The sequence below is a fragment of the Burkholderia sp. COPS genome (genome assembly GCF_019425585.1).
GTDB classification, from domain to species: domain Bacteria; phylum Pseudomonadota; class Gammaproteobacteria; order Burkholderiales; family Burkholderiaceae; genus Burkholderia; species Burkholderia cepacia.
Genome location: NZ_WIXR01000019.1, coordinates 100,357 through 122,563, shown reverse-complemented (window position 1 = coordinate 122,563; position 22,207 = coordinate 100,357). Strand labels below are relative to the sequence as shown.

At 67.8% G+C, this 22,207-nt stretch carries 18 protein-coding genes; 6 read left to right on the top strand and 12 right to left on the bottom strand.

Annotation, left to right across the window (positions count from 1 at the left end; genetic code table 11):
* Nucleotides 1-64: 64 nt before the first annotated feature.
* From fhuB to FOZ70_RS18985, 4 genes are read right to left on the bottom strand one after another with little or no spacing between them, the layout of a single operon-like run.
* Nucleotides 65-2,089, bottom strand: coding sequence for a Fe(3+)-hydroxamate ABC transporter permease FhuB (fhuB, locus tag FOZ70_RS19000; protein WP_258025660.1), 2,025 nt, complete (start codon nt 2,087-2,089; stop codon nt 65-67).
* The gene (locus FOZ70_RS18995; RefSeq protein WP_219706458.1) at nt 2,082-3,056 is read right to left on the bottom strand and encodes an iron-siderophore ABC transporter substrate-binding protein; all 975 of its coding nucleotides are present in this window, start codon (nt 3,054-3,056) and stop codon (nt 2,082-2,084) included. The genes fhuB and FOZ70_RS18995 overlap by 8 nt, the downstream gene beginning before the upstream one ends.
* Nucleotides 3,053-3,883: an ATP-binding cassette domain-containing protein gene (locus FOZ70_RS18990; RefSeq protein WP_063800637.1), complete on the bottom strand. Its 831-nt coding sequence runs from the start codon at nt 3,881-3,883 to the stop codon at nt 3,053-3,055. The genes FOZ70_RS18995 and FOZ70_RS18990 overlap by 4 nt, the downstream gene beginning before the upstream one ends.
* Complete coding sequence (locus FOZ70_RS18985) at nt 3,880-5,556, bottom strand: cyclic peptide export ABC transporter (RefSeq protein ID WP_346656405.1); 1,677 nt, start codon at nt 5,554-5,556, stop codon at nt 3,880-3,882. Before FOZ70_RS18985 ends, FOZ70_RS18990 begins: the two co-directional genes overlap by 4 nt.
* 237 nt (nt 5,557-5,793) lie before the next feature.
* Here FOZ70_RS18985 and FOZ70_RS18980 point away from each other — a divergent pair, with 237 nt between their 5' ends.
* Nucleotides 5,794-6,579 carry a helix-turn-helix transcriptional regulator gene (locus FOZ70_RS18980; protein ID WP_059488143.1) on the top strand — a complete coding sequence of 262 codons (786 nt, stop codon included), beginning with the start codon at nt 5,794-5,796 and terminating at the stop codon, nt 6,577-6,579.
* Nucleotides 6,580-6,659: 80 nt separating this feature from the next.
* Here the strand turns inward: FOZ70_RS18980 and FOZ70_RS18975 are convergent, their stop codons facing one another.
* Both FOZ70_RS18975 and FOZ70_RS18970 read right to left on the bottom strand, forming a co-directional pair.
* Nucleotides 6,660-7,421 (bottom strand): SDR family oxidoreductase, encoded by a 762-nt coding sequence (locus tag FOZ70_RS18975; protein ID WP_059488141.1) that lies wholly within the window; start codon nt 7,419-7,421, stop codon nt 6,660-6,662.
* A gap of 127 nt (nt 7,422-7,548) precedes the next feature.
* The gene (locus FOZ70_RS18970) at nt 7,549-8,493 is read right to left on the bottom strand and encodes a LysR family transcriptional regulator (RefSeq protein WP_021156934.1); all 945 of its coding nucleotides are present in this window, start codon (nt 8,491-8,493) and stop codon (nt 7,549-7,551) included.
* A 166-nt stretch (nt 8,494-8,659) separates the two neighbouring features.
* Between FOZ70_RS18970 and FOZ70_RS18965 the strand changes: the two genes are divergently transcribed.
* Complete coding sequence (locus FOZ70_RS18965; protein ID WP_060375446.1) at nt 8,660-9,874, top strand: FAD-dependent monooxygenase; 1,215 nt, start codon at nt 8,660-8,662, stop codon at nt 9,872-9,874.
* A 123-nt stretch (nt 9,875-9,997) separates the two neighbouring features.
* Here the strand turns inward: FOZ70_RS18965 and FOZ70_RS18960 are convergent, their stop codons facing one another.
* Entirely contained in the window at nt 9,998-10,930 is a 933-nt protein-coding gene (locus tag FOZ70_RS18960) for an alpha/beta hydrolase-fold protein (RefSeq protein WP_059568824.1), read from the bottom strand.
* Nucleotides 10,931-10,991: 61 nt separating this feature from the next.
* Nucleotides 10,992-12,089, bottom strand: a complete 1,098-nt coding sequence (locus tag FOZ70_RS18955) for an OpgC domain-containing protein (protein WP_042973026.1) — start codon at nt 12,087-12,089, stop codon at nt 10,992-10,994.
* Nucleotides 12,090-12,469: 380 nt separating this feature from the next.
* On the opposite strand from FOZ70_RS18955, the gene FOZ70_RS18950 reads away from it, so the two are divergent.
* On the top strand, nt 12,470-13,624 hold the full coding sequence (locus FOZ70_RS18950) for a porin (protein ID WP_219706454.1): 1,155 nt from the start codon (nt 12,470-12,472) through the stop codon (nt 13,622-13,624).
* A 43-nt stretch (nt 13,625-13,667) separates the two neighbouring features.
* On the opposite strand, the gene FOZ70_RS18945 is transcribed toward FOZ70_RS18950, so the two are convergent.
* A complete protein-coding gene (locus FOZ70_RS18945) occupies nt 13,668-14,579 on the bottom strand; it encodes a LysR family transcriptional regulator (protein WP_048022506.1) in 912 nt (303 codons plus the stop codon).
* 138 nt (nt 14,580-14,717) lie between these two features.
* Here FOZ70_RS18945 and FOZ70_RS18940 point away from each other — a divergent pair, with 138 nt between their 5' ends.
* Both FOZ70_RS18940 and FOZ70_RS18935 read left to right on the top strand, forming a co-directional pair.
* Nucleotides 14,718-15,710, top strand: a complete 993-nt coding sequence (locus tag FOZ70_RS18940) for an aldo/keto reductase (RefSeq protein WP_219706452.1) — start codon at nt 14,718-14,720, stop codon at nt 15,708-15,710.
* 233 nt (nt 15,711-15,943) lie between these two features.
* Entirely contained in the window at nt 15,944-16,684 is a 741-nt protein-coding gene (locus FOZ70_RS18935) for a sulfite exporter TauE/SafE family protein (RefSeq protein ID WP_059488219.1), read from the top strand.
* A gap of 102 nt (nt 16,685-16,786) precedes the next feature.
* Here the strand turns inward: FOZ70_RS18935 and FOZ70_RS18930 are convergent, their stop codons facing one another.
* The 3 genes from FOZ70_RS18930 to FOZ70_RS18920 form a co-directional block, all read right to left on the bottom strand.
* The gene (locus FOZ70_RS18930; protein ID WP_059707178.1) at nt 16,787-18,949 is read right to left on the bottom strand and encodes a hypothetical protein; all 2,163 of its coding nucleotides are present in this window, start codon (nt 18,947-18,949) and stop codon (nt 16,787-16,789) included.
* Nucleotides 18,950-19,450: 501 nt separating this feature from the next.
* Nucleotides 19,451-19,837, bottom strand: coding sequence for an ester cyclase (locus tag FOZ70_RS18925; RefSeq protein WP_021156942.1), 387 nt, complete (start codon nt 19,835-19,837; stop codon nt 19,451-19,453).
* A gap of 46 nt (nt 19,838-19,883) precedes the next feature.
* Nucleotides 19,884-20,780, bottom strand: coding sequence for a LysR substrate-binding domain-containing protein (locus FOZ70_RS18920; RefSeq protein WP_021156943.1), 897 nt, complete (start codon nt 20,778-20,780; stop codon nt 19,884-19,886).
* A gap of 521 nt (nt 20,781-21,301) precedes the next feature.
* On the opposite strand from FOZ70_RS18920, the gene FOZ70_RS18915 reads away from it, so the two are divergent.
* The gene (locus tag FOZ70_RS18915; RefSeq protein ID WP_219706450.1) at nt 21,302-22,159 is read left to right on the top strand and encodes a peptidoglycan DD-metalloendopeptidase family protein; all 858 of its coding nucleotides are present in this window, start codon (nt 21,302-21,304) and stop codon (nt 22,157-22,159) included.
* The last annotated feature ends 48 nt before the right edge of the window (nt 22,160-22,207 follow it).

Sequence of the window (22,207 nt, the reverse complement as noted above, 5' to 3'; positions counted from 1 at the left end):
ATCCATGCATTACCGAACAATCGCCGGACCGACATCGTGGCCGGTCCCGCGACCCGTGACGCAATTACCGCCGCAACCCGCGCAGCATCACGAGCGCGACGAGCCACGGTCCGCCGAGCAGCGTGGCGACGAGGCCGGTCGCGATTTCCTGCGGAAAAGCGATCTGCCGCCCGAGCCAGTCCGCCGTCACCATCAGCAGCGCGCCGAGGGTTGCGGCCAGATAGAGCTGCGGCACGGGGCGGCGCGCACCGGAGAACCGTGCGATATGCGGCGCGATCAGCCCGACGAACGACAACGGCCCGACAATCACGGTAGCCGCCGCCGTCGACATGGCCGCCAGCAGCAGCAATGCGAAGCGCGCGCGACCCACGGGCACGCCGACGCTCGCCGCGACGTCCGTGCCGAGCGCCAGAGCGGCGAGCCAGCGTCCGGTCAGCGGTGCAACGGCGAGCGTGAGGAGCGCCAGTGCCGCGACGCTCCATGCGATGCCAGGCGCGACGTAGTAGGTGGATCCGATCAGCAGATCGACGAGCACGCCCGCGCGCGGATCGCCGCTCGACATCAGCGCGCCGACTACCGTGTTGAACAGCGCACTGATCGACAGCCCGACGAGCAGCAGGCGCTCGGGCGCGAATCGCGCGCGTCGTCCGAACCAGACGAGCAGCACCAACGTCGCGAACGTGCCGGCCACGCAGCCTGCCACCAGCGCGGCGGGAACGAGGCGGTGACCGAGAAACAGCACGGCGACCATGCCGAACATGCCGCCGGAACCCACACCGAGCACGTCGGGACTCGCCATCGGATTCGCGCTCATGCGTTGCAGCAATGTTCCCGCGACTGCCAGCAGGGCGCCCGCCGCCAGCGCCGCGACGAGGTGGGGGCCGCGCCAGAACAGCAGGCTTTCGATTTGCGCGAGCGTTGCGACGCTCGTGCCGGTGGGGCCGCGAGAGACCGCCAGCGACATCAGGCAGGCGAGCGGCAGCAGCATGGCCCACACCAGCGCGATCGCACGAGGCGCGCGGCGATCCTGCCGGGGGCCCGCTGCCGCATGCGCATCGGGCCGCGTGCGCAAACGCGGCAGCAACCCGACGAGCAGCGGCACGCCCACGATCGCGGTCGCGCTTCCGGTTGCGATCACGTGCGCGGAAAACAGGTCGGCCCGCGCGGCCGTGCGCACGATTTCATCGGTGAGCCACAGCAGCGCCGCGCCGGTGAGCGGTGACCACACGAGCCGCGCGCGCAATTGCCGCGCGCCGGCCAGGCGGGCCAGCAACGGTGCGGCCAGGCCGATGAAGCCGATGACGCCCACTTCGGCGACCACGAACGCCGTGAGCGCGACCGCGATGAACAACGCGGCGCCGCGCACCCATCCGACCGTGACACCGAGATGGCGCGCCGTCGTGTCGCCTGCGTCGAACAGATTCAGCGGACGATAGAGCAGTGCGGCGCCGCCCGCGCAGGCGGCGAGCTGCATGCCCAGATGCAGCGTCGGTTGCCAGCCGTTCTGGTCGAGCGCGCCGCCGCCCCAGATCTGCAAGCCCGCAAGCCTGTCGAAATGCACCACCGAGATCGCGAGACTGATTGCGCCGCAGTACAGGTTCACCACCATGCCGCCGAGGATCACGCCGAGCGGCGACATACGTTGCGCCCATGCCAGCGCGAACACGACGAGCATCGCGGCCGCGCCGCCCGCCAGCGCCAGCGTGCTTCGACCCATGGCCAACCAGCCGGGCATCCAGATCGTCGCGACGGACAGCGTGAGATACGCGCCCGGGAATACCCCGAGCGTCATGGGTTCGGCGAGCGGATTACGCAGCACCTGTTGCATCAGCGTGCCCGCGAGACCGAGTGCGGCGCCGCACAGCAGCGTCATCGCGACGCGCGGCAGCAGGCTGCAGTGGACGAGCAAGGCCCCCACGTCCTGCGTGTCGGCGGTGGCCGCGAGCGCGTGCCAAAAGGATGCGCCCGCGAGTGCGCGATGCACGTCCGTGACGGTGAGGCAGGCGGCGAGTACGGCCATGGCGCCGACCAGTGCCAGGCGCCGATCGCTTGTCCGCGCGACGCGTCCGGCCAGCACGAGGTTACGCAAGGCCGCCTCCGCCGTGCTCGAGTGTGGCGAGGGCGATCGAGACGGCCGCGGCGAAGCGCTGCATCGACACGAGTCCGCCGAAAGCCGCGATCACCGGCAGTACTGCGACGCGTTTCTCGCGCACGGCAGGCAGCGCACGCCACAACGGACTCCGGTTCAGCGCGGCACGCACGTCGGCGCGCAGCGGCCCGATCAGCAGAATGTCCGCGTGCGGGACATCGAACAGGCGTTCCAGCGCGACGGTGGCCGAACCGGTTACGGAGGTGCGCCATGGCGTGGAGGCCGCGCGGCTCGCCGCGTCGCGAGGATGGGCCGCATTGTCGACACCGATGCGCGCGAGCACGTCGTCGAACAGGCTACCCGTGCCATAGACGCGAAAATGTCGCTCGTCGAGTGCTTCGGCGACGATCACGGCTCGCGCCGGGTGAGCCCGGGTGCTCGCGATCCGGGTGGCCACCGACGCGAATTCCCGTTGCGCGTCGGCGATCAGCTCGGCGGCGCATAGCGGCGCATCGATCGCGCGCCCCATCGCGGATGTTTCGTCGCAGAGCACTTCGAGCGGCCGTGCAGCGCTCATGTATGTGCCCAGCGTGAGCGTCGGCGCGATGCGTCGGAGCGGCGTCATCAGCGCCGCATGGGCCGGCGTGACGATGATGAGATCCGGCGCGAGCGCGAGCAGCACCTCGAAATTCGGCTGATAGAGCAGGCCGACATCGGCGACGCCGGACGGCAACGGCGGCGTCACGATGCCGCTCGCATACCAGTCGGGCAACGGAATGCCGACGGGCGCGCGCCCGAGCGCGAGCAGCGTTTCCGTCAGTTCCCAGTTGAGCACCACGATGCGGTGCGGGAACCGTGTGACCGCCGCAGCGGCGCATCGCGCGGAGAACCATGGGCCTGAGCCGGCGAGCGCGGTGAGCGCGACGAGCAGTTGCCGGCGGCGCGGATTCGCGACGAGCAGGTTCATGCCGGAAACCCCAGGCGCCGCCCGCTGACCGGATCGGCGCTCACGCGCATCGGCACGCCGTAGATCGATTCGAGGTGTACCGGGTCCATGATGTCGGCGGCGCGCTCGCGCATCAGCAGACGGCCCTCGCGCAGCGCAACGATACGGTCGCAGAACCGCGCGGCCATGTTCACGTCGTGCAGAACGACGACGGCGCTCATCGCCCTCGTCGCGCAGAGCGTGCGCACGAGTTCGAGCACGGAGAGCTGATGGTTGAGGTCGAGCGCCGACGTCGGTTCGTCGAGCAGCATGCAGCGGCAGTCCTGTGCGACCAGCATCGCCAGCCATGCACGTTGACGCTCGCCGCCCGACAGTACGTCGACGGGGCGATCGGCGTGACGGAGCACATCCGCTGCACGCATCGCGCGCTCGACGTGCGCGGCGTCTTCGTCCCCGAAGCGTCCGAGCGCGCCATGCCACGGATAACGCCCGAGGGCGACCAGTTCGTGCACGGTCATGCCGTCGGTGGGCGGCGTCTGCTGCGGTAGATACGCGACCTGGCGCGCGAACTGGCGTGCGCCCCAGTCGGCGAGCGGCTTGCCCGCGTAGCGAATCGTGCCGGCAGTGGGGGCGAGCTGACGAGCGAGCAATTTGACGAGCGTGGATTTGCCCGAACCGTTGTGCCCGACCAGCCCGGTCACGCATGCGGGTTCGATCGCGAGATTGATCGATTGCAGCAGGGGACGGCCGCTGGCGACGTACGACACGCGTTCGAGCGAGAACGTCGCGGCGTTGCCGGTGTCGCCGCATGCGGAGCGGGCTGCTTCGTCGCGCACGATATCGCTCATGCCGCGCTCGCCATGTCGTTGCCGCCCGTACGCCGCGCATTGTCCGCGTTGTCCGCGTTGTCCGCGCCGGCCGTGTCCGCGGTCATCGCGGCGATGCGTCCGTTCTCGAGTTTGACGAGACGGTCGGCGAGATCGAAGTAGCGATCGTCGTGCGTGATGACCAGCACGGTCTTGCCGTTCGCCTTCAGCGCGGGCAACAGCGTGCGATAGAACACGTCCTTGAAGGCCGGGTCCTGATCGGCCGCCCATTCGTCGAAGACGTAGAACGGTCGATCCTCCAGGAATGCGACCAGCAGCGCGAGGCGCTTGCGCTGACCTTGCGAAAGGGCGAGCGTGGAGAACGTGCCGCGCTCGATGCGCACCTTGTGGTCGAGTTGCAGCGCGACGAGCAACGTACGCGCCATCCCTTCGCGTTCGCCGGTCAGGCCGAGCAGCGAATCGAACAGATGAAAATCGCTGAAGACCACCGAGAATCGCTGTCGATACGCGGCACGCGTCGCGTCGTCCACGGCGACGCCGTCGACGAGCAGACGGCCGCGCTCGGGCGCGTAAAGGCCGACGAGCAGCTTCGCGAGCGTGGTCTTGCCGCTGCCGTTGCCACCGACGAGATACACGAGCTCTCCGGCGTCGAACGTCAGATCGATGGGCCCGAGCGTGAACAGGCCGTCGTCGCTTTCGCGCACATAGCGATGTTCGACACCTTCGAACGCGATACGCGAGAATCCTTCGGCCGGGGCGGGGGCGGAATCGGCGTGATTGCCTGGTTCGGCAGGCAGCGCCGCTTCGAGCGCGCCGATGCGCTCGAACGCAACGCGCGCCGAATTGAGCGACGGTAGCGCCGCGAGCAATCCTTCGACGGGCATGATCAGATAGAGGAACACGAGCGCGTAGCCCGACATGACGTGTGCGTCGGCGCCGAACAGATGCGCGAGCACGAAAGTCGTGAGGCCGACGAAGCCGAACAGCAGCAAATTGCCCCAGCTTGCCGCGAGCGCGTGCAGCACATAGCCGCGCGTGCGCTGCACGCGCACCGCTTCCACGTGCGGTGCGAGCTCGCTGCCGACGAACGCGTTCGCGCGTGCGCGATGCAGCTTGAGTTCCTTGGCGCCGTCGAACAACGCACGAAACTGGTTCAGCAGCGTGTCCTCGCGGTCGCGCGAGGCGCGCAGATGACGCAGCGCACGGGCGCTCACCAGCTGCGTGCCGAGCGTGCCGGCCCCGAGCACGCCCAGCGCGACCGCGAGGATCGGCAGCGAGAGCGTGCCAAGGTACGCGAGACAGCCGACGATCACGGCGCCCTGCATCGCAATGGAGGGCAGGCTCACGAAGAACACGACGATGCTGTCGAGATCCTGGGTCAGCGCGCCCACCGCGCGGGCCGCGCCGCACCGCTCCAGATCGCGGAACGACGCGGCGGTAATGCGTCCGATCGTCTGCATGCGCAGTTGAGCCTTGACGCGTTGACCGAGATACATGAACAGCGCCTGCGAGCCGATGCGCGTCACGAGCACCAGCGCGGCGAGCAGCACGAAGCGCATGCCCAGGTGCGTCAGCTGCGCGCTCGACGCTTGCAACGCCTGGTTGATGAGTGCCACGAGCGCTGCGTTCGCGAAGCCGCTCGCGAGACTCGCGAGCAGCGCGACCGGCAGCAACCAGCGTGAGTAGCGGAGCAATGAGGCAATCGGAGGCATAAGTCGTCGGAGGTCGTGCGGACGTGCTGGCTACACGTGTTGTGTCTCATAGATAAGAATGAGACGTATTAAATATGGAGAACGGGGTTTGGCCGTAACCGTTGATGGATAAGGAGATTAATGCCTCGTGCAGCCGAAAGGTAGACACGCGATATCGAATTTTTGACAGAATTTGGTGAATTTGAAATATCATGGCGCACTTCCTTTCGACCATCTCCGATGAAGGCCTTCCTGCTCAAGCGCTATCCGCTGGCGCGGGTGCCGCTGCCGCGCCAAGTGGCGGCGACCCTCGTGAACTACCGTCAAGGCGAACGCGTGGCTTGGCATCAGCATCGCCATGGCCAGCTCGTCTTTGCAGCCAAGGGCGTCGTCCGCGTGCTCACGCCGGCCCGAACGTGGACGCTCCCGCCGTCGCGGGCGGTATGGCTGCCTTCGGACGTCGATCACGAACTGCACGCGGTGGGCGACACCGCGCTATGCAGCGTCTATGTGGAACCCGAAGTGTTTCCGTGGCCTTGGGAAGACCCGGCGGTCATCGCCGTGTCGGTGTTGCTGCGGGAACTCGCGCTCACGGTGGTCGACGGGGCGGACACTTATACGGCCACGAGCCGCGCCGGGCTCGCCGCGTCGTTGCTGATGAAAGTGCTGGCGGAAACGCCGAGCCTCGCGGAGCCGGGTGTGCCCTTGCCGCGCGATGAGCGCCTGCTCAAGCTGTGCGAGCACATGATGAACGACCCCGCGAGCGATCTCACGCTGGACTTCTGGGGCGAGCAATTCGGCGCGAGCGGCCGTACGCTCGCGCGCCGGCTGCATGCCGAAACGGGGCTGACGTTCGTGGCCTGGCGGCAGCAGATGCGCGTCGCGGAAGCGATCACGCGCCTCGCGCTCGGCCAGTCGGTTGCGCAGGTGGCAAAAGATCTCGGGTATCGCAGCGCGAGCGCGTTCATCGTCATGTTCCGACGGATCACGGGCGAATCGCCGCAGCGATATCTCGCGGCGACCTGAGCAGAGCTGATTCGGGCCGGCCCGGCGATGCAGCGCCGCGGACGCAGGCGGCCCGAACGGGATTCGATGTCGCCGCGCGCTTACCCCCGCCCGACGAACGGCATGGCCGTCGCCATGATCGTCATGTTCAGGATGTTCGTGTCGAGCGGCAGGTTCGCCATCTGGACGATCGCGTTCGCGACGTGCGTGACGTCCATCCGCGCCTCGGGCGCGAGGCTGCCGTCGGCTTGCGGGACGCCTTGCGTCATCCGTTCCGTCAGCGACGTCGCGGCGTTGCCGATGTCGATCTGGCCGCACGCGATGTTGTACCGGCGGCCGTCGAGCGCCAGCGCCTTGGTGATGCCGGTCACCGCATGCTTGGTGGCCGTGTACGCGATCGTATCAGGGCGCGGCGCATGCGCCGAGATCGAGCCGTTGTTGATGATGCGGCCGCCCTGCGGCGTTTGCGCTTTCATCAGGCGCCATGCGGCCCGCGCGCACAGAAAGACGCCGGTCAGGTTCGTCGCGACGACGCCGTTCCACACGTCGAATTCGTATTCGTCGAGCGGAACCGGCGGCGCGTTGCGGCCGGCGTTGTTGAACAGCACGTCGAGCCGGCCGAACTGCTGCGCGATCTGCGCAAACGCGCGGTCGACCGATGCTTCGTCGGTGACGTCCGCAGGAAACGCGTGCGCATCGCCGCCGGCGGCGCGGATCGCGTCCTGCGTTTCGCGCAACGAGGCCTCCGTGCGACCGAGCAGCGCGACGGTGAATCCCGCCTGGGCGAGCGCGACGGCCGCTGCGCGACCGATGCCGGAGCCGGCGCCGGTGACGGCTGCGAATTTCTTCATCGAGACAGACATGGCTTGATTTCCTGCTGGTTGAAAGAGGACGAGGCGGCCGGTGACCGGGATCATCGCCGCATTCGGCAATGTAGTCGAAATGCGCGGCGCGCATGTCCGGGCGACATCGCAACGCACGCTCGGCTGACTACTTCGTCCGGCCGGGCACGGCCCTGCGTGCCCGCGTGCCGGTCTGCGCAAACAGATCGACCACGACGTCGCGCAGCCACCGGTTCCCTTCGTCCTGGTTGACCCGTGCATGCCAGAGCATGTGAATCGGCGTCCCCGGCAGCGCGACGGGCAGTGCGCGCCAGCCCAGCGAAAACGGTGCGGCGAGCTGTTGCGCGAGATGCTCGGGCACCGTCGCGATCAGGTCGGTGCGCTGCAGGATGTAACCGACGCTCATGAAATGCGGCACCGTCAGCCGCACCTGTCGCGTCACGCGACGGCGCTTCAGCCATTCGTCCACCTGCCCGTGACCGGTGCCGGCCGACACCACGACCAGATGTTCGGCATTGCGCCATGCGTCGACCGTCAGCGGCGCGTCCTCGAGCGGATGCCCCCGCCGGAACAGGCACACATAACGCTGATCGAACAGCCGGCGCTGATAGAAGCCGCCCTTGAGCTGCGGCAGCAGGCCGATCGCGAGATCGACGCGGCCGTCGGCCATTTCGTCGCCGAGGTTGATGCTCGTGTTGCGCACGGTATTGAGCGCGATGCCCGGCGCCGCATGCGACAGGTGTTCGAGGAGCGCGGGCAGGAACACGACTTCGCCGATGTCGGTCATGCCGATCGTCAGCGTGCGCGTGGCGCGCAGCGGATCGAAACCGGTCTCGGGATTGAGCGCGGCGTGCAGGGTCGCGAGCGCGTGCGACACGGGTTCCGCCAGGCGCAGCGCGAACGGCGTCGGCACCACGCCGCCCGGCCCGCGCACGAACAGCGGATCGCCGAGCCGGCGGCGCAGCTTCGCGAGCGCGTTGCTCACGCCCGGCTGGCTCATGTTCATCTGCTCGGCGACGCTCGACACGCGCCGTTCCTGCATCAGCCGCTGGAACAGCAGCAGCAGGTTGAGGTCGATATCGCTCAGTTCCATGGGTTTTGCCTCGCCCGGTTCATTGCATCCGGTGATGATGCAGATTCATTTCATTTTATTGTGGAATGAAAGTCGGCTCCCGAGAATACCGATACGGCCCATGCAATCGGCATGGCCGCTGCGCACGTCGCACACCCCACATCGGAATATCGGAGACACCTTCATCATGCAGACGAACCTGAAGATTGCGATCGTCGGCGCCGGGATCGGCGGCCTGACGCTCGCGCTCGCGCTGCGCGAGCACGGCATCGACGCGCAGATCTACGAACAGACGGAGGTGCTGCGCGAAGTCGGCGCGGCCGTCGCGCTGTCGGCCAATGCGACGCGCTTCTACGAACGCATGGGCCTGCGTGCGGCCTTCGACGCGGTGTGCGCGGACATCCCGGGGCTCGTCTATCGCGACGGCCGCAGCGGCGCGGTGATCGGTCATCATCGCGGCGAGCCCGACTATCGCCGGCAATTCGGCGGCGCGTACTGGGGCGTGCATCGCGCGGATCTGCAGGCCGTGCTGTCGAAGGCGGTCGGCCTCGACAGCATCCATCTCGGCCACCGGCTGACCGATCTCGTGCAGCACGCCGATCGCGTCACGCTGGCGTTCGACAACGGCGTGCGCATCGACGCCGATCTCGTGGTCGGCGCCGACGGCGCGCGCTCGATCACGCGGCGCTGGATGCTCGGCTACGACGATGCGCTGTATTCGGGCTGTTCGGGGTTTCGCGGCGTGGTGCCGGCCGCGCGGCTGAGCCTGCTGCCCGATCCCGAAACGCTGCAGTACTGGATCGGGCCGCACGGGCACCTGCTGCACTATCCGATCGGCGACGGCGGCGACCAGAATTTCCTGCTGGTCGAGCGTCATCCGTCACCGTGGCCGTCGCGCGACTGGGTGATGCCGTCGGAAGAGGGCGAGCAACTGCGTGTATTCAGGGACTGGCATCCGGCGGTGGTGCAGATGATCACCGCGGTGCCGATCAGCCAGCGCTGGGGCTTGTTCCATCGGCCGCCGCTCGGCCGCTGGAGCCGCGGGCGCGTGACGCTGATCGGCGACGCCGCGCATGCGCTGGTGCCGCACCACGGGCAGGGCGCGAACCAGTCGATCGAGGATGCGGTGGTGCTGGCGGCGCAACTGGCGCTGGCCGGGCCGGGCAACTGGCGCGAAGCGCAGGAAGCGTACGAGCGGCTGCGTCGCGGCCGCACGCGCAAGGTGCAGTACGCGTCGATTTCCGTGGCTGACGTGCTTCACCTGCCCGACGGGCCGGCCGCGCAGGCACGCAACGCGCGTCTGGCCGAGCGCGACAGCGTGCTGCATCACCTGGACTGGATTCACGATTTCGATGCGCTCGCCGGGGAGCCGGACGAGCGGCAGGGCGGCACGTGGCTTTGAGCCCGCCGTCAGGCCCGGGCGCGCCGGGACGGCGTGCGCAGCGCATGGGACGGGGCGACGGCCTGCGGCCGGCCGGTCACCGTCCGGCCGGGTGAAAACGGGCGGGGTCGCGCCCGCGCGCGATCACTTCACGCACTCGAGCGCGTACTTCAGTCCCGTCCCGAGCAGCCCGCGCCAGACGTCCCACGTATGCCCGCCGTCGACGATGCGCAGTTCGGCCGGGTTCTGCGCGCGGCGCAGGTGCGTGTACAGCACGCTCGATTCGGCCTGGATGGTCAGGTCGTCGTCGCCGGCCGCGATGAACATCGGGATTCGCCAGCTGCGCGCGAAATAGCCGCGCATCAGCGCCGGGTAGTTGAGTTCGTGCCACACGCGCGGATCGAACTGCCGGTCGCCGAACACGCCGACGTAGCGCGCGGCGGAATTGAGCGGCGGCTCGTTCGCGTAGATCGCGGGGCTCAGCAGCATCGCGCCGCAGAACAGCCCCGGTTCTAGCAGCGAGAAGCGCAGCGCGCCGAAGCCGCCCATCGACACGCCGCCGATCGCACGGCCCGCGCGCTGGTTCGACACCGCGAAGTGCGCTTCGACTTCGGGCAGCAGGTCGTTGAGGAACGCGCTCTGCATCTTCTCCTTGCGGTCGACGTACCAGTCGGTGCCGCCTTGCGGCATCACGATCACGACGGGCGGAATCTCGCGGCGCTCGATCAGCGTGTCGGCGGTGGCCTGCAGCCGGCCCTGCGTGACCCAGTCGTTCGCGTTGCCGGCATTGCCGTGCAGCAGGTACATCACCGGGTAGCGCGCGCCTTCCGGGTTGTAGCCGGGCGGCAGGTAGACCGTGTACGACCAGTCGCGCTTCAGCGACGCCGACCGGAACGTGCGCAGCACGACGCTGCTGCCCGGATTGAGCGCGGGCTCCTGGGCGGCCGACGGGGTCGTCGCGGTCTGGACGGCCGGCGGCGGCGCGGGCGGTGCCGCCGGCGCGGGCGGCGTGGCGCGGGCGGTGGCGATGGAGCCGGCGATCAGGGCGAGGGCGAACGGAAGGGCGAGTCGGCGCATGTCGAATCGTTTCAGGAGAGGCGCCGGCTATCGTAGCAGCGGCGCATGACGGCGCGGCGCGTCATCGCCGCGATCGGAACGGCAGCCGCGCGACGAGCGGCCCGTAGAGTTTGGCGACGAGATACAGCAGGCCCATCGCGACGACGTCGGCGGTCAGCCCGAGTTTCACGTCGAGATAGCCCTCGGTCGCCTGGTAAAGCAGCGAATCGACCGCGAGCGAGATGCCGGTGCCCGCGACGAAGCACAGCAGCCCCTGCCGGCCGATCGTGCCGATCCACGGCATCGCGTGCGCGACCTTCTTCATCCAGCCGAGGTGGACGAGCTTGGCCGCGAGCCACGCGATCGCGAGGAAGTTCGCGAGCCGCAGCGCGCCGAGGTTCTGCTTGATCGACGGATCGGTCGGGAACGGTTCGATGCGCAGCCGGTAGTACGCGCCGGCCGCGACGATCGCGAGCGACACGGCCGTCAGCAGCCAGCCCTGCGGCTTGGGCGCGAGCGTCTGGTAGACGGGCTGGCAGCGCGCGATCACGCCGAGCACGAACAGGAACTGCCACGCGAACGGGTTGAAGTCCCACGGCGCGCCTTCGACGGTCGGCAGGAAGCGCGCGACGTGCGGCGCCGCGAACCACAGCGAGCCGCTGAACGCGAGCAGCAGCCACGGCTGCGTGCGTGCGAGCGGCAGCGTGAGCGGGACGAGCAGCGCGAAGAACGCGTACATCGGCAGCACCGACGCGAGGTACGGCTGGCGGCGGAACAGCAGGATGTCGCGCAGCGCGGCGAGCGGCTTGTGGAGCAGGCCGTCGAGATCGTTGGTCGGCATGTTCGGGCCGTCGATCGCGAATGCGTTCAGCACGGCCGTGATCAGCAGCATCAGGCCGGCCGTCACGAGGAACGCACGGTAGATCTCGAACGCGCGCCGGATGAAGCGCTGGCGCGCGGCGGCTTCGTCGTGCCGCTCGGCGAGCGAGTTGTACGCGATCGCCGTCGCGAAGCCGCCGAGGAACACGAACACCTCGGCCGCGTCGCACAGCGCGTACGCGTGCAGCGTCACGCGCGACAGGATGCTGCCGCCGATGTGGTCGACGACGATGACGAGCAGCACGAGGCCGCGAAAGAAATCGAGCTCGGCGTAGCGGCCGGCCCGGGCCGGCGCGGTCATCGGGCCGCCTTCCGGCGCGGGCCGCGTGCACGGCCGGTGCGCGCCGCACATGAATCGGGGTGAAGCATGACTTCGTGAAGAAATGACGAACGGATGCGCATTGTGCCACCGATGCGCCAGGCCCCGGGTTTACGCGGATGGCGGCGCGTCCCGCCGCTGCCGATAAGCCGGGTCAGGTTGTCCGCGCGGCGGGGCAGTTGGACGAGCGCAACGTTTTGCGCAGGGTTCACATGCCCCGATGGACGGACGGTTTGCGACGTGACACCATTTTGTCCTCACGCGGCCGCACACCGCGTCGTCCGCCCTGCGGGCCACCCATACAACAGATCAAACATTCGCCGGGCGCGCGACTCGCCCGGCCCCGGCTCCGGAGATCCGTCATGAAGAAGCACGTCATTTTTGCCGCCGCGCTGGCCGCTTTCGCCGCGCCGGTCTTCGCCCAGAACAGCGTGACGCTGTACGGTGTGATCGACGAAGGCTTCAACTACACGAACAACGTGAATGTGAATGGGGTCGGAAAGTCGAACTACCAGCTCACGAGCGGTTATGCGCAGGGCAGCCGCTGGGGCCTGAAGGGCAGCGAGGATCTCGGCGGCGGGCTGAAGGCGATCTTCACGCTGGAAAACGGTTTTGACGTCAACAACGGCCGGCTCGGGCAAGGCGGCCGCATGTTCGGCCGCCAGGCGTTCGTCGGGCTCTCCGAGTCGCGCTTCGGCACGCTGACCTTCGGCCGCCAGTACGACTCCGTCGTCGACTACCTGGCGCCGCTCACGGCCAACGGCAACTGGGGCGGCACGCTGTTCTCGCACCCGTTCGACAACGACAACACGGACAACTCGTTCCGCGTCAACAACACGGTCAAGTATGCGAGCGCCGACTGGAACGGCCTGACGTTCGGCGGCACGTACAGCTTCAGCAACAGCACCGGCTTCTCGAACAACCGGCAGTACAGCCTCGGTGCGCAGTATTCGCTGGCCGGGCTGCAGGTCGCGGCCGCGTACCTGCAGGCGAACAACCCGGGGGTCGGCAACGCGGGCGCGATCGCCGCGGATGACGCGAACTTCGTCGCCGACCGCCTGCGGATCTTCGGCGGCGGCGTCAACTACACGTTCGGCCAGGCCACGGTCGGTTTCGTCTACACGAAGACGGACGTGAAGAATCCGGTATCGACGGTCTACCTGCCGGCTTCGACGTTCGCCGGCCTCGGGCTGACCGCGACGAAGTTCCAGAACTTCGAGATCAACGGCAAGTACCAGCTCACGCCCGATTTCTATCTCGGCGCGCAGTACGTGTACACGGACGGCAAGTTCGATGCCGCGGCCGGATCGTTCAAGCCGAAATACCACACGGTCGGCCTGATGGCCGACTACAGCCTGTCGAAGCGCACTGACGTTTACCTGCAGGGCGCATGGCAGAAGGTTGCGGGCGACAAGACCGGCACCGCGGCCGACGGCGGCTACGTGGTCGGGACGGACGGGCCGTCGGCATCGTCGAACCAGTTCGCGGTGCGCGCCGCGATCCGCCACAAGTTCTGAGCGGTTCGACCGGCCGGGGCCGGCGCCCCGGCCCCAGCCCGCGTCAGCCCGCCCGGTACGGGCCGCCGAGCGTCTCCGCGAGCCAGTCGACGAAAATCCGCACGCGCGGCGCGAGATGCCGCCCGGTCGGAAACACCACCGACACGGGCAGCGGCTCGGCATTCCATTCCGGCAGCACCTCGACCAGCGAGCCGTCCGCCAGCAGCGGCCCGAGCCCTTCGCGCGGCGCCTGGATCAGCCCGAGGCCCGCGAGACAGCACGCGAGATACGCCTGCGAGCTGTTGACCGACACGACGCTGCGCATCTTGACCGCGTGCAGCTCGCCCGTATCCATGTCCGCATATTCCCAGTCCAGCTCACGGCCCGTTCGGCTCGAGAAATAGCCGACCGCGACGTGGTCCGGCAGCTCGTCCGGCGAGCGCGGCGTGCCGTGGCGCGCCAGATACGCGGGCGCCGCGCAGTTGATCTGCGCCAGCTCGCCGATGCGCCGCGCGACGAGCGACGTGTCGGACATCGTGCCGACCCGCACCGCGCAGTCGATGCCGTCGGCGACGAGATCGACGAAGCGGTCGGTCGTGCCGATCACGACGCGCAGGTCGGGGTAGCGTGCGTGGAAATCCGGTAGCGCCGGAATCATCTGGTTCACCGCGAAGCGCTCGGGCAGGTCGACGCGGATCGCGCCGCGCGGCGTCGCGCCGGCGTCCTCGAACAGCGTTTCCGCATCGTCGAGATCGGCCAGCAACCGCATGCAGCGCTCGTAGTAGGTCGCACCCTCGGCCGTCAGCGCGACGCGCCGCGTCGTGCGCTGCAGCAGGCGGACCTTCAGGTGCTTTTCCAGATACTGGACGGCGTTGCTGACCGTCGGGCGCGGCAGTTGCAACTGCTCGGCCGCCTTCGTGAAGCTGCCGAGATGGGCGACGCGCGCAAAGATGCGCATTGCATGCAGATGATCCATGCGGGGCGGGGGTGTGGGCGGATGGACAGGCTCCATTGTTAATCAGCGTCGAATGGTTTGGTGGAGTGTTTCGCATTTATCGTGCGTCGCGATGCGCCCAGAATCCTGCCTGTTGATTCATCACTCGAGGAAACGGACATGGATAGGCGTGAACTGGGCCGGTCGGGCCCGCGGGTATCGGCGCTCGCGCTGGGCTGCATGGGAATGTCGGACTTCTACGGGCCGGCCGATCGCGCCGAGAGCATCGCGACGCTGCACGCGGCGCTCGACCACGGCATCACGATGCTCGACACCGGCGATTTCTACGGAATGGGCGACAACGAGATGCTGATCCGCGATGCGCTGCGCGGCCGGGCACGCGACCAGGTGCTGATCAGCGTGAAATTCGGCGCGCTGCGCGATCCGTCCGGCGGGTTTGCGGGCTACGACGCGCGGCCGGCGGCGATCCGCAACTTCGTCGCGTACTCGCTGAAACGGCTCGGCACCGACTACATCGACATCTACCGGCCGGCGCGCGTCGATCCGGCGGTGCCGATCGAGGAGACGATCGGCGCGATCGCCGATCTCGTGAAGGCCGGGTACGTGCGCCATATCGGCCTGTCGGAAGCCGGCGTCGACACGATCCGCCGCGCGGCGGCCGTCGCGCCGATCTCCGACCTGCAGATCGAATATTCGCTGCTGTCGCGCGGTATCGAGGCCGGGATCCTGCCCGCGTGCCGCGAACTCGGGATCGGCGTGACGGCCTACGGCGTGTTGTCGCGCGGGCTGCTCGGCGGGCGCTGGAGCACGGCGCGGCAGGGCGAGCGCGATTTCCGCGCGGCAAGCCCGCGCTTCCAGGGCGAGAACCTCGCGCACAACCTCGCGCTCGTCGATGCGCTGCGCGCCATCGCCGACGAGAAGGGCAGCAATCCCGCGCAGGTCGCGATCGCGTGGGTGCTGTCGCGCGGCGGCGATATCGTGCCGCTGATCGGCGCGCGCAAGCGCACGCAACTCCAGGACGCGTTACAGGCGGCTGAAATGCAACTAACGGTCAATGACATCATGCGCATCGAAGCGGCGGTTCCCGCCGGGGCGGCTGCCGGTGAGCGCTATCCGGCCGCACAGATGGCTCACCTCGACAGCGAGCAGTGACGGGGGGGCATTTCACGGGGACGGATCGGTCGGGCCGATAGCCGGCGCACGCGACCTGCGTTGAACGAAGGCGGGCGTGCGCCGGACGGTGGCGCGGTGTGCGAATGCGCACGTGCGCCGGCCGCGCCGGCTCCGCGCGGCAGGCCCGAGCCAGCCTCAGGCAAAGCCAGATGGCGGGCGGCGCGATCGGGGTTCACCATCGGCGCCGTACTCAACCGGACGGAATGCCTTTCATGCACATTCACACGCTGACGATCGTCGCGGTGGTTTTCCTGCTGGCCGGCGCGGTCAAGGGAATGATCGGGCTCGGCCTGCCGACCATCGCGATGGGCTTGCTGACGCTCGCGATGCCGCCGTCGGCCGCCGCGAGCCTGCTGCTCGTGCCGTCGTTCATCACCAACGTGTGGCAGTTGTGGCTCGGCCCGTCGTTCGGGCCGTTGCTGCGCAGGCTGTGGCCGCTGCTCGCCGGCCTGACGATCGGCACGCTGACGGGCGGACTGCCCGCGCTCGCGGCCGGCAGCACCTGGACGCATGCGGCGCTCGGCGTGGTGCTGATCCTCTACGGACTGTGGGGGCTCGCCGCCGCGCGGCTGCCCGCGCCGGGGCGCCACGAAAAATGGCTGTCGGCCGTGGTCGGCTACCTGACGGGTGTCGTGACGGCCGCGACCGGCGTGTTCGTCGTGCCGGCCGTGCCGTACCTGCAGGCGCTGCGGCTGTCGAAGGACGACCTGATCCAGGCGCTCGGGCTGTCGTTCACCGCCTCGACGATCGTGCTCGGCCTGCAGTTGCGCGTGACGGGTGCGCTGGAGACGGTCGATCTCGGCGTGTCGGCGCTCGCACTCGTGCCGGCGCTGGCGGGTATGGCCGGCGGGCAGTATGCACGGCGCGTGATGAGCGAGAAGGCGTTCAAGCGCTGCTTCTTCGTCGGGCTGATCGCGCTCGGCGCGTACATGGCGGCTTCGGGGTGGCGGTGAGCGGGCATCGCCGGCGAGCGTGATCCCCGCTGTCCGTGACGATCCCGAAGCCGGCTGACGAAACCGGCTTCGGGCGCATTCACCGGGCGCGGGTCACCCCGCTCAGGCCGGGTCGGCGTACTTCAGCGTCCATCCGAACGTACGGGTCGCGCCCGCGCCGAGTGCGAACGGCTTCGTCGTGCACGCGAAGTTCGAATGCAACTGGCCGATCGGCGTCGTCGACAGCGGATTCGTCGTGCCGTTCACCGTATCGAAGGCGGACAGCGCGCAGTTGTCGAACCCGGCCGCCGCATAACCGGTCGCGGGGCTGTTCGCGTACGCGACCGACACGCCGTCGCCGTTGGCCTGCGTCGACGCGAAATCCGCGAACGACGTGAAGTCCGTTTCGACCGACAGGTTGCCGGTGAGCGTGCCGGTGCTCAGCGTGTCGCTGCGCGCCACCGAGCCGTGCGCGAACGTCAGCACCGTGTGCACCTGGAGGTCGAGATCCGTCGTGTACGCCGCGTTCTTCGATGCGAGCCGGAACTTCGCGGTATCGAACGACACGATCACCTGCCCGTTGACTTGCTGGACATTCAGGTTCTTGTAGTACGTGACGGGAATGTAGGTCTTGCCGTTGTACGACACCTGCGGAATCAGCAACGCGTAGCCGAGATCGGTCGTGCCGTAGGTCAGCTTGTCGGAGGACGGCACCGGGTAGTACGGCGTGAACGAGTTGTAGTCGGGCGCCTGGCTGAGGTTCAGGTTGATCACGCGCCGGCCGTCGCGCACGGTCACCAGCGCCGCGCTGTACGGATGCGCGGGGTCGTTCGGCTGGTTGTACCAGGTGAGCGTGTAGTGCGGGCGCGCGTCGAGCCATGCGTTGTAGTCGGCGTCGGCCATCGGTGCCTTGCCGCCGAAGCCGAGCTTGTTCCACCACGCGTTCACGTACAGGTACTGGTGCAGCAGGCTGAAGTTCTCGCCCATCACGCGCGGCTTGCCGCGATACGCGTCCGTGCCGCGACCCTTGACCCACATGTTCACCGAGGGCGTCGGCAGCGACGGGTCGTACCAGAACGTGTCGAAGCGATGCGCCGCCTTCGTGATGAACGTGTAGGCGACCTGCTTCTCCTGGTCGGACAGCACGCCGGCGTTGGCCGCGGCCGTCAGCACTTCCATGAACGCGGAATCGCCGTACGGGCCGATCGAACGGCCGTAGTTGAAGCCTTCGCCGTCGCCGTTCAGCTGCGGCAGGATCAGGTCGACGGACTTGCGCAGATACCCCTTCAGTTCAGGCGTGAAATTCGCTTCGTTGCCCATCTCGAACGTGCGCTCGGTCACTTCGCCGATCAGCAGCGTGCTGTAGCGGTCGAAGCGCGCCTGGTCGTAGTAGGTCGTGTGCGTGTTCGACGCTTCGTCCGAGAACCCGCCCGACGAGTCGTTGCGGATATGGTTCGTGAGCGTGTACAGCAACGCGTCGCGCGCGCCCATCGTCGCGACCGACGGATCGGTCTTCGATGCGAACGACGGGCTGCTCCAGCCGAGCTTCTGGCGCAGCCCGGCGATTCCGTAGGACACCGCATAGTAGTTCTGTGCGGTGTTGAGCGACGCGATGTCGATCGGCGTGCCGGCGGCCGGGCACGTGTCGACCTTGCCGCTCGCGTCGGGGCCGAACATGTCGCAGAACCGCAGCCGCTGCTGCAGCGTCGCGAGCATCGCGTCGCTGAAGACTTCGTTGAGCATCCCGTGCGCCTGCAGGTTGTTCAGCGCGACGAGATAGTAGTACTCGCCCCACGACGTATTCGCATACGTATAGTTGCCGCCCGACTGCGCCATCATCGCGGTCGTGATCTTCTGGTAGGTCGCGAGGTAGCTCGCGTATTGCGGATCGTTCTTCGACTTCATGTCGATCAGGATGTACGACAGGCCGAGCGCGAGCTTGCCGGGCAGGAATTTGTCGCCGGTGTTCGTGTCGAGCACGTGGACGGGCGTGCCGTCGCCGAGATCCATCACGACCTGCGTGAAGTCGGGCGACTTCCGGATCAGGTCGAACAGCGCGCGCATCTGGCCCATCATCGTGATCGGCGTGTCCGTGCCGGCCGGCACGCTCGTGTCGGCCGCGCCGTAGACGAGCGCCTGCAGCGAGTTCGCCGCGAGCGCGGGCGGGGTGGACGAAGCGGGCGGCGACGGCGTGGCGGTCACGTCGTTGCCGCCGCACGCGCTGACGAGCACGACGGAAAGGGCGCTGAGCGCGGCGCCGAGCGCGAATCTGCTGCGCGAATGCATGGTGTCTCCAGTTTTGAATAGTGGTGAAGCACGGGCACGTGTGGCCGATACCGCGCTCGATGCCCGTACCCGGCCGTCGTCCTGCCACCTGATTCCCTGGGGACGGACGGCCTTGATTCACGGTCGAGCGGGCAAGCGTTTCCCCTGCACGGGCCGTGGCCGGCCTCGCGCGCAAGCAATGGAAAACGTTTTCCAAATTTAGGCATCGACCGGCGTGATGTCAATGAACTTTCACATCGGATGCGCCGGTAGAAACCCGGATGGCGGGAGCAGAGGGCGTGGGAGGGGAATCGGAATGATGCGTGAATCGCCGGGATTTTCCTGATGGTCGAGCGGTCATCGCGCGAGAGCGATCGCGCGTTGGCGTGGCGGGCGGAGCATGACACGGAAACGGGTTCTCGACACGTAATGAGAGAAAACGTTATCCATAAGAATCGAAGTGCATGGAGTCACCCCTGACCACCGGCCACCGCACGCCACGACCCGTCGTTTCGACGACGTTCAAAGCTGCTTTTCGATCGCCGCCTTGTCGATCACCGACCACACCTGGCGGATCTTGCCTGCGTGAAACTCGTAGAACACGTTCTCGGCGAACGTGACCTTGCGGCCGTCGACGGCGAGCCCCATGAACGTCCCTTTCGGCGAACACGCGAAGCGAAGGCGGCACGCGACGCGCGGCGGCTCGCACACGAGCAGCCGGATCTCGAAACGCAGATCGGGAATGTCGCGGAAATCCTGTTCCAGCATCGCGCGGTAACCGGCGAGGCCGAGCGGCCGGTCGTTGTGGATCACGTCGTCGGACACGTACTCGCCGAGCGACGTCCAGTCCTGCCGGTTCAGGCAGTCGATATACGCGCGATAGCGGGTGGCGAGATCGGTATCGGTCATGGCCAAGTCTCCGTCTGTCGATGGGGCGAGTCGGGCGCGGCGCGCGTTACGGCGGCGGTGCGTCGCCCGACAGAAACGCCACGAACTCCCGCGTGTACTTCGGCAGCGCGTCGAACGACCGCGCGCACAGCTTCAGGCGGCGGTGGCTCCACGGATCGGACAGCTCGACGAGCCGCACGTCCATCGTCTGCATCGCGCGCTCGGCCGCATGGCGCGACACGATGCCGATGCCCACGCCGCTGGCGATCACGCGGCAGATCGCGTCGAAGCTCTTCAGCTGCACGCGGTAGCGGATCCGCTTGCCGAGCGCGCGCGCCTGGTCGGCGAGATGCACCTGCAGCGCGCTGCCGTCGGTGAGGCCGATGAAGTCGGCGTCGGCGATCGTGTCGAACGCAACCTTGTCGTGTGACGCGAGCGGATGCGCGGCCGGCACGACGACGATCAGCCAGTCCTCGCGGAACGGCTTCTGTTCGAGCCCGCCGAGCCCGACCGAATCGGCGACGATGCCGACCTCGGCTGTCTTGTTGCGGATCGCATGCACGATCTCCTGGCTCGAGCGCTCCTCGACGCTGATCGACAGCTTCGGGTGATGCGGCAGGTAGTCGGCCAGCGCGTCGGGCAGGTATTCGCTCAGCGACGCCGTGTTGCACAGCAGCCGGATATGCCCGCGCAACCCCTGGCCGAATTGCTGCAGTTCGCCGCGCATGTGGTCGATCTGCTGCAGCACGGTGCGCGCGTGGTGTTCGAGCGCGCGGCCTGCGTCGGTGGCCTGCGCGCCCGCCTTGGTCCGGTGCAGCAGCGGTACGCCGAGCTCGTCCTCCATGCCGCGGATGCGTTCGCTCGCGGCCTGCAGCGTGATGTGGGTCCGCTCGGCCCCGCTCGTGATCGTGCCGGCCTCGCAGATGTTCAGGAAGAGCCGCAGGTCGGTCAGGTCGAAGCGCATGAGGGTGGGGGTGATCGTGTTGGAATGGCCGATAAGTTAGCAGGGAACCGCGGCCGGGGTCTCAGGCTTGGCCTGAGGCCCGATTCGCCGGTTCCGAATTTTCGGGGCACGATCGATGACGGATCATGGCCGCACATCAACCGGGGGAGCCTGTCATGCGGATCGATCCATCGTGGGGCGTGTCGTTCAAGATCGCGCTGCACGTGCTGTTCCTGTGCATCGGCATCGCGTGGGCCTGTTCCGAACTCGCCGCGTGGCTGCGTTGAGCGTCGCGGCGCGCCGCATTGGCACGCTGCGGCGCCTATCAAAATGAGTTCACCATAGTTTTATAGAACGAAAATTCTTCCGTTCCCGCGCGAAAAGACCATCAAGTTTTTCCGAATCGGACCGTATTACCGGTAGCGAATGCCGGCCGACATCCAGTTCGTGATCGTTTGTCATCATTGTTTTCATCCGGTTACACGTCGGCCGTTCCGTTTTTGAGATGCTTGAAAGATTGTCAAACCGGAGTCGGATCGTCCATGAAATCGCGCGAGATTCACCGTCACGCGGCGTGGCTGCCGGGCCTGGCCGCCGTGCTCGTCATGGCCGGTTGTGCAAGCACGCAGTCCGTTCCGCCGAGCGACACGCTGGCGGCACAGTCATTACCGTCGAGCCCGCCGGCCGTTGCGCCGGCGGCCGTCACCCCGCCTCCCGCGCCGATTCTCGTTGCGCAGAAGTACATCGTGAAGCGCGGCGACACGCTGACGGGCATCGCGTCCGCGAACGGCTGCAGCATTGCCGACCTGCGCACCTGGAACAAGCTGGGCGCGAACGGCAGGCTGTGTATGGGGCAGGTGCTGCGCATCGTCAGGCAGCAGCCGTTGCCGCCGCCGGGCGCAGCCGGCATGCAGGCCGCGTCGTCGGCTGCGAGCAATGGCGCGGGGAGCAGCCCGGCATCGGCGCAGGCCACCGCGTCGACCGCGAGCGATCGTCAGGTCGTCAAGGAAACGAAGCGGCATGCAGGCGGTGTCGCGCTCAAGTGGCCCGCCAACGGCAAGATCGTCGACGGGTTCCGGCCGGGGCAGAACCGCGGCATCCAGATCGCCGGCCGGCCGGGCGACCCGGTCCGCGCCGCGGCCGACGGCCGCGTGATGTACGCCGGCACCGGCCTGAACGATTACGGCAGCCTGATCATCGTCCAGCACAACGCGGATTTCCTGACCGCCTATGCGCATAACCGCAGGTTGCTCGTGAAGACAGGCGACATCGTGCGACAGGGCGACGAGATCGCCGAGATGGGCGACCTCGACAACTCGCGTGTTGCGTTGCTGTTCGAAGTGCGGCGCGACGGCAAGCCGGTCAATCCGATGCCGTACCTGCCTTCGTCGCAAGGGTGAGGCAGGGTCGTTTCGCTGGAACGTGGCGGCGGTCGCTGCTACGCTAGG

Excerpts from the sequence above, each read along its gene's own strand:
- FOZ70_RS18945 (WP_048022506.1), bottom strand. The coding sequence starts at position 14,579 with ATGGATCATCTGCATGCAATGCGCATCTTTGCGCGCGTCGCCCATCTC.
- FOZ70_RS18925 (WP_021156942.1), bottom strand. The coding sequence starts at position 19,837 with ATGACCGATACCGATCTCGCCACCCGCTATCGCGCGTATATCGACTGC.
- FOZ70_RS18950 (WP_219706454.1), top strand. The coding sequence starts at position 12,470 with ATGAAGAAGCACGTCATTTTTGCCGCCGCGCTGGCCGCTTTCGCCGCG.
- FOZ70_RS18930 (WP_059707178.1), bottom strand. The coding sequence starts at position 18,949 with ATGCATTCGCGCAGCAGATTCGCGCTCGGCGCCGCGCTCAGCGCCCTT.
- FOZ70_RS18980 (WP_059488143.1), top strand. The coding sequence starts at position 5,794 with ATGAAGGCCTTCCTGCTCAAGCGCTATCCGCTGGCGCGGGTGCCGCTG.
- FOZ70_RS18995 (WP_219706458.1), bottom strand. The coding sequence starts at position 3,056 with ATGAACCTGCTCGTCGCGAATCCGCGCCGCCGGCAACTGCTCGTCGCG.
- FOZ70_RS18990 (WP_063800637.1), bottom strand. The coding sequence starts at position 3,883 with ATGAGCGATATCGTGCGCGACGAAGCAGCCCGCTCCGCATGCGGCGAC.
- FOZ70_RS18940 (WP_219706452.1), top strand. The coding sequence starts at position 14,718 with ATGGATAGGCGTGAACTGGGCCGGTCGGGCCCGCGGGTATCGGCGCTC.
- FOZ70_RS18935 (WP_059488219.1), top strand. The coding sequence starts at position 15,944 with ATGCACATTCACACGCTGACGATCGTCGCGGTGGTTTTCCTGCTGGCC.
- FOZ70_RS18970 (WP_021156934.1), bottom strand. The coding sequence starts at position 8,493 with ATGGAACTGAGCGATATCGACCTCAACCTGCTGCTGCTGTTCCAGCGG.
- FOZ70_RS18975 (WP_059488141.1), bottom strand. The coding sequence starts at position 7,421 with ATGTCTGTCTCGATGAAGAAATTCGCAGCCGTCACCGGCGCCGGCTCC.
- FOZ70_RS18960 (WP_059568824.1), bottom strand. The coding sequence starts at position 10,930 with ATGCGCCGACTCGCCCTTCCGTTCGCCCTCGCCCTGATCGCCGGCTCC.
- FOZ70_RS18920 (WP_021156943.1), bottom strand. The coding sequence starts at position 20,780 with ATGCGCTTCGACCTGACCGACCTGCGGCTCTTCCTGAACATCTGCGAG.
- FOZ70_RS18965 (WP_060375446.1), top strand. The coding sequence starts at position 8,660 with ATGCAGACGAACCTGAAGATTGCGATCGTCGGCGCCGGGATCGGCGGC.
- FOZ70_RS18915 (WP_219706450.1), top strand. The coding sequence starts at position 21,302 with ATGAAATCGCGCGAGATTCACCGTCACGCGGCGTGGCTGCCGGGCCTG.
- FOZ70_RS18955 (WP_042973026.1), bottom strand. The coding sequence starts at position 12,089 with ATGACCGCGCCGGCCCGGGCCGGCCGCTACGCCGAGCTCGATTTCTTT.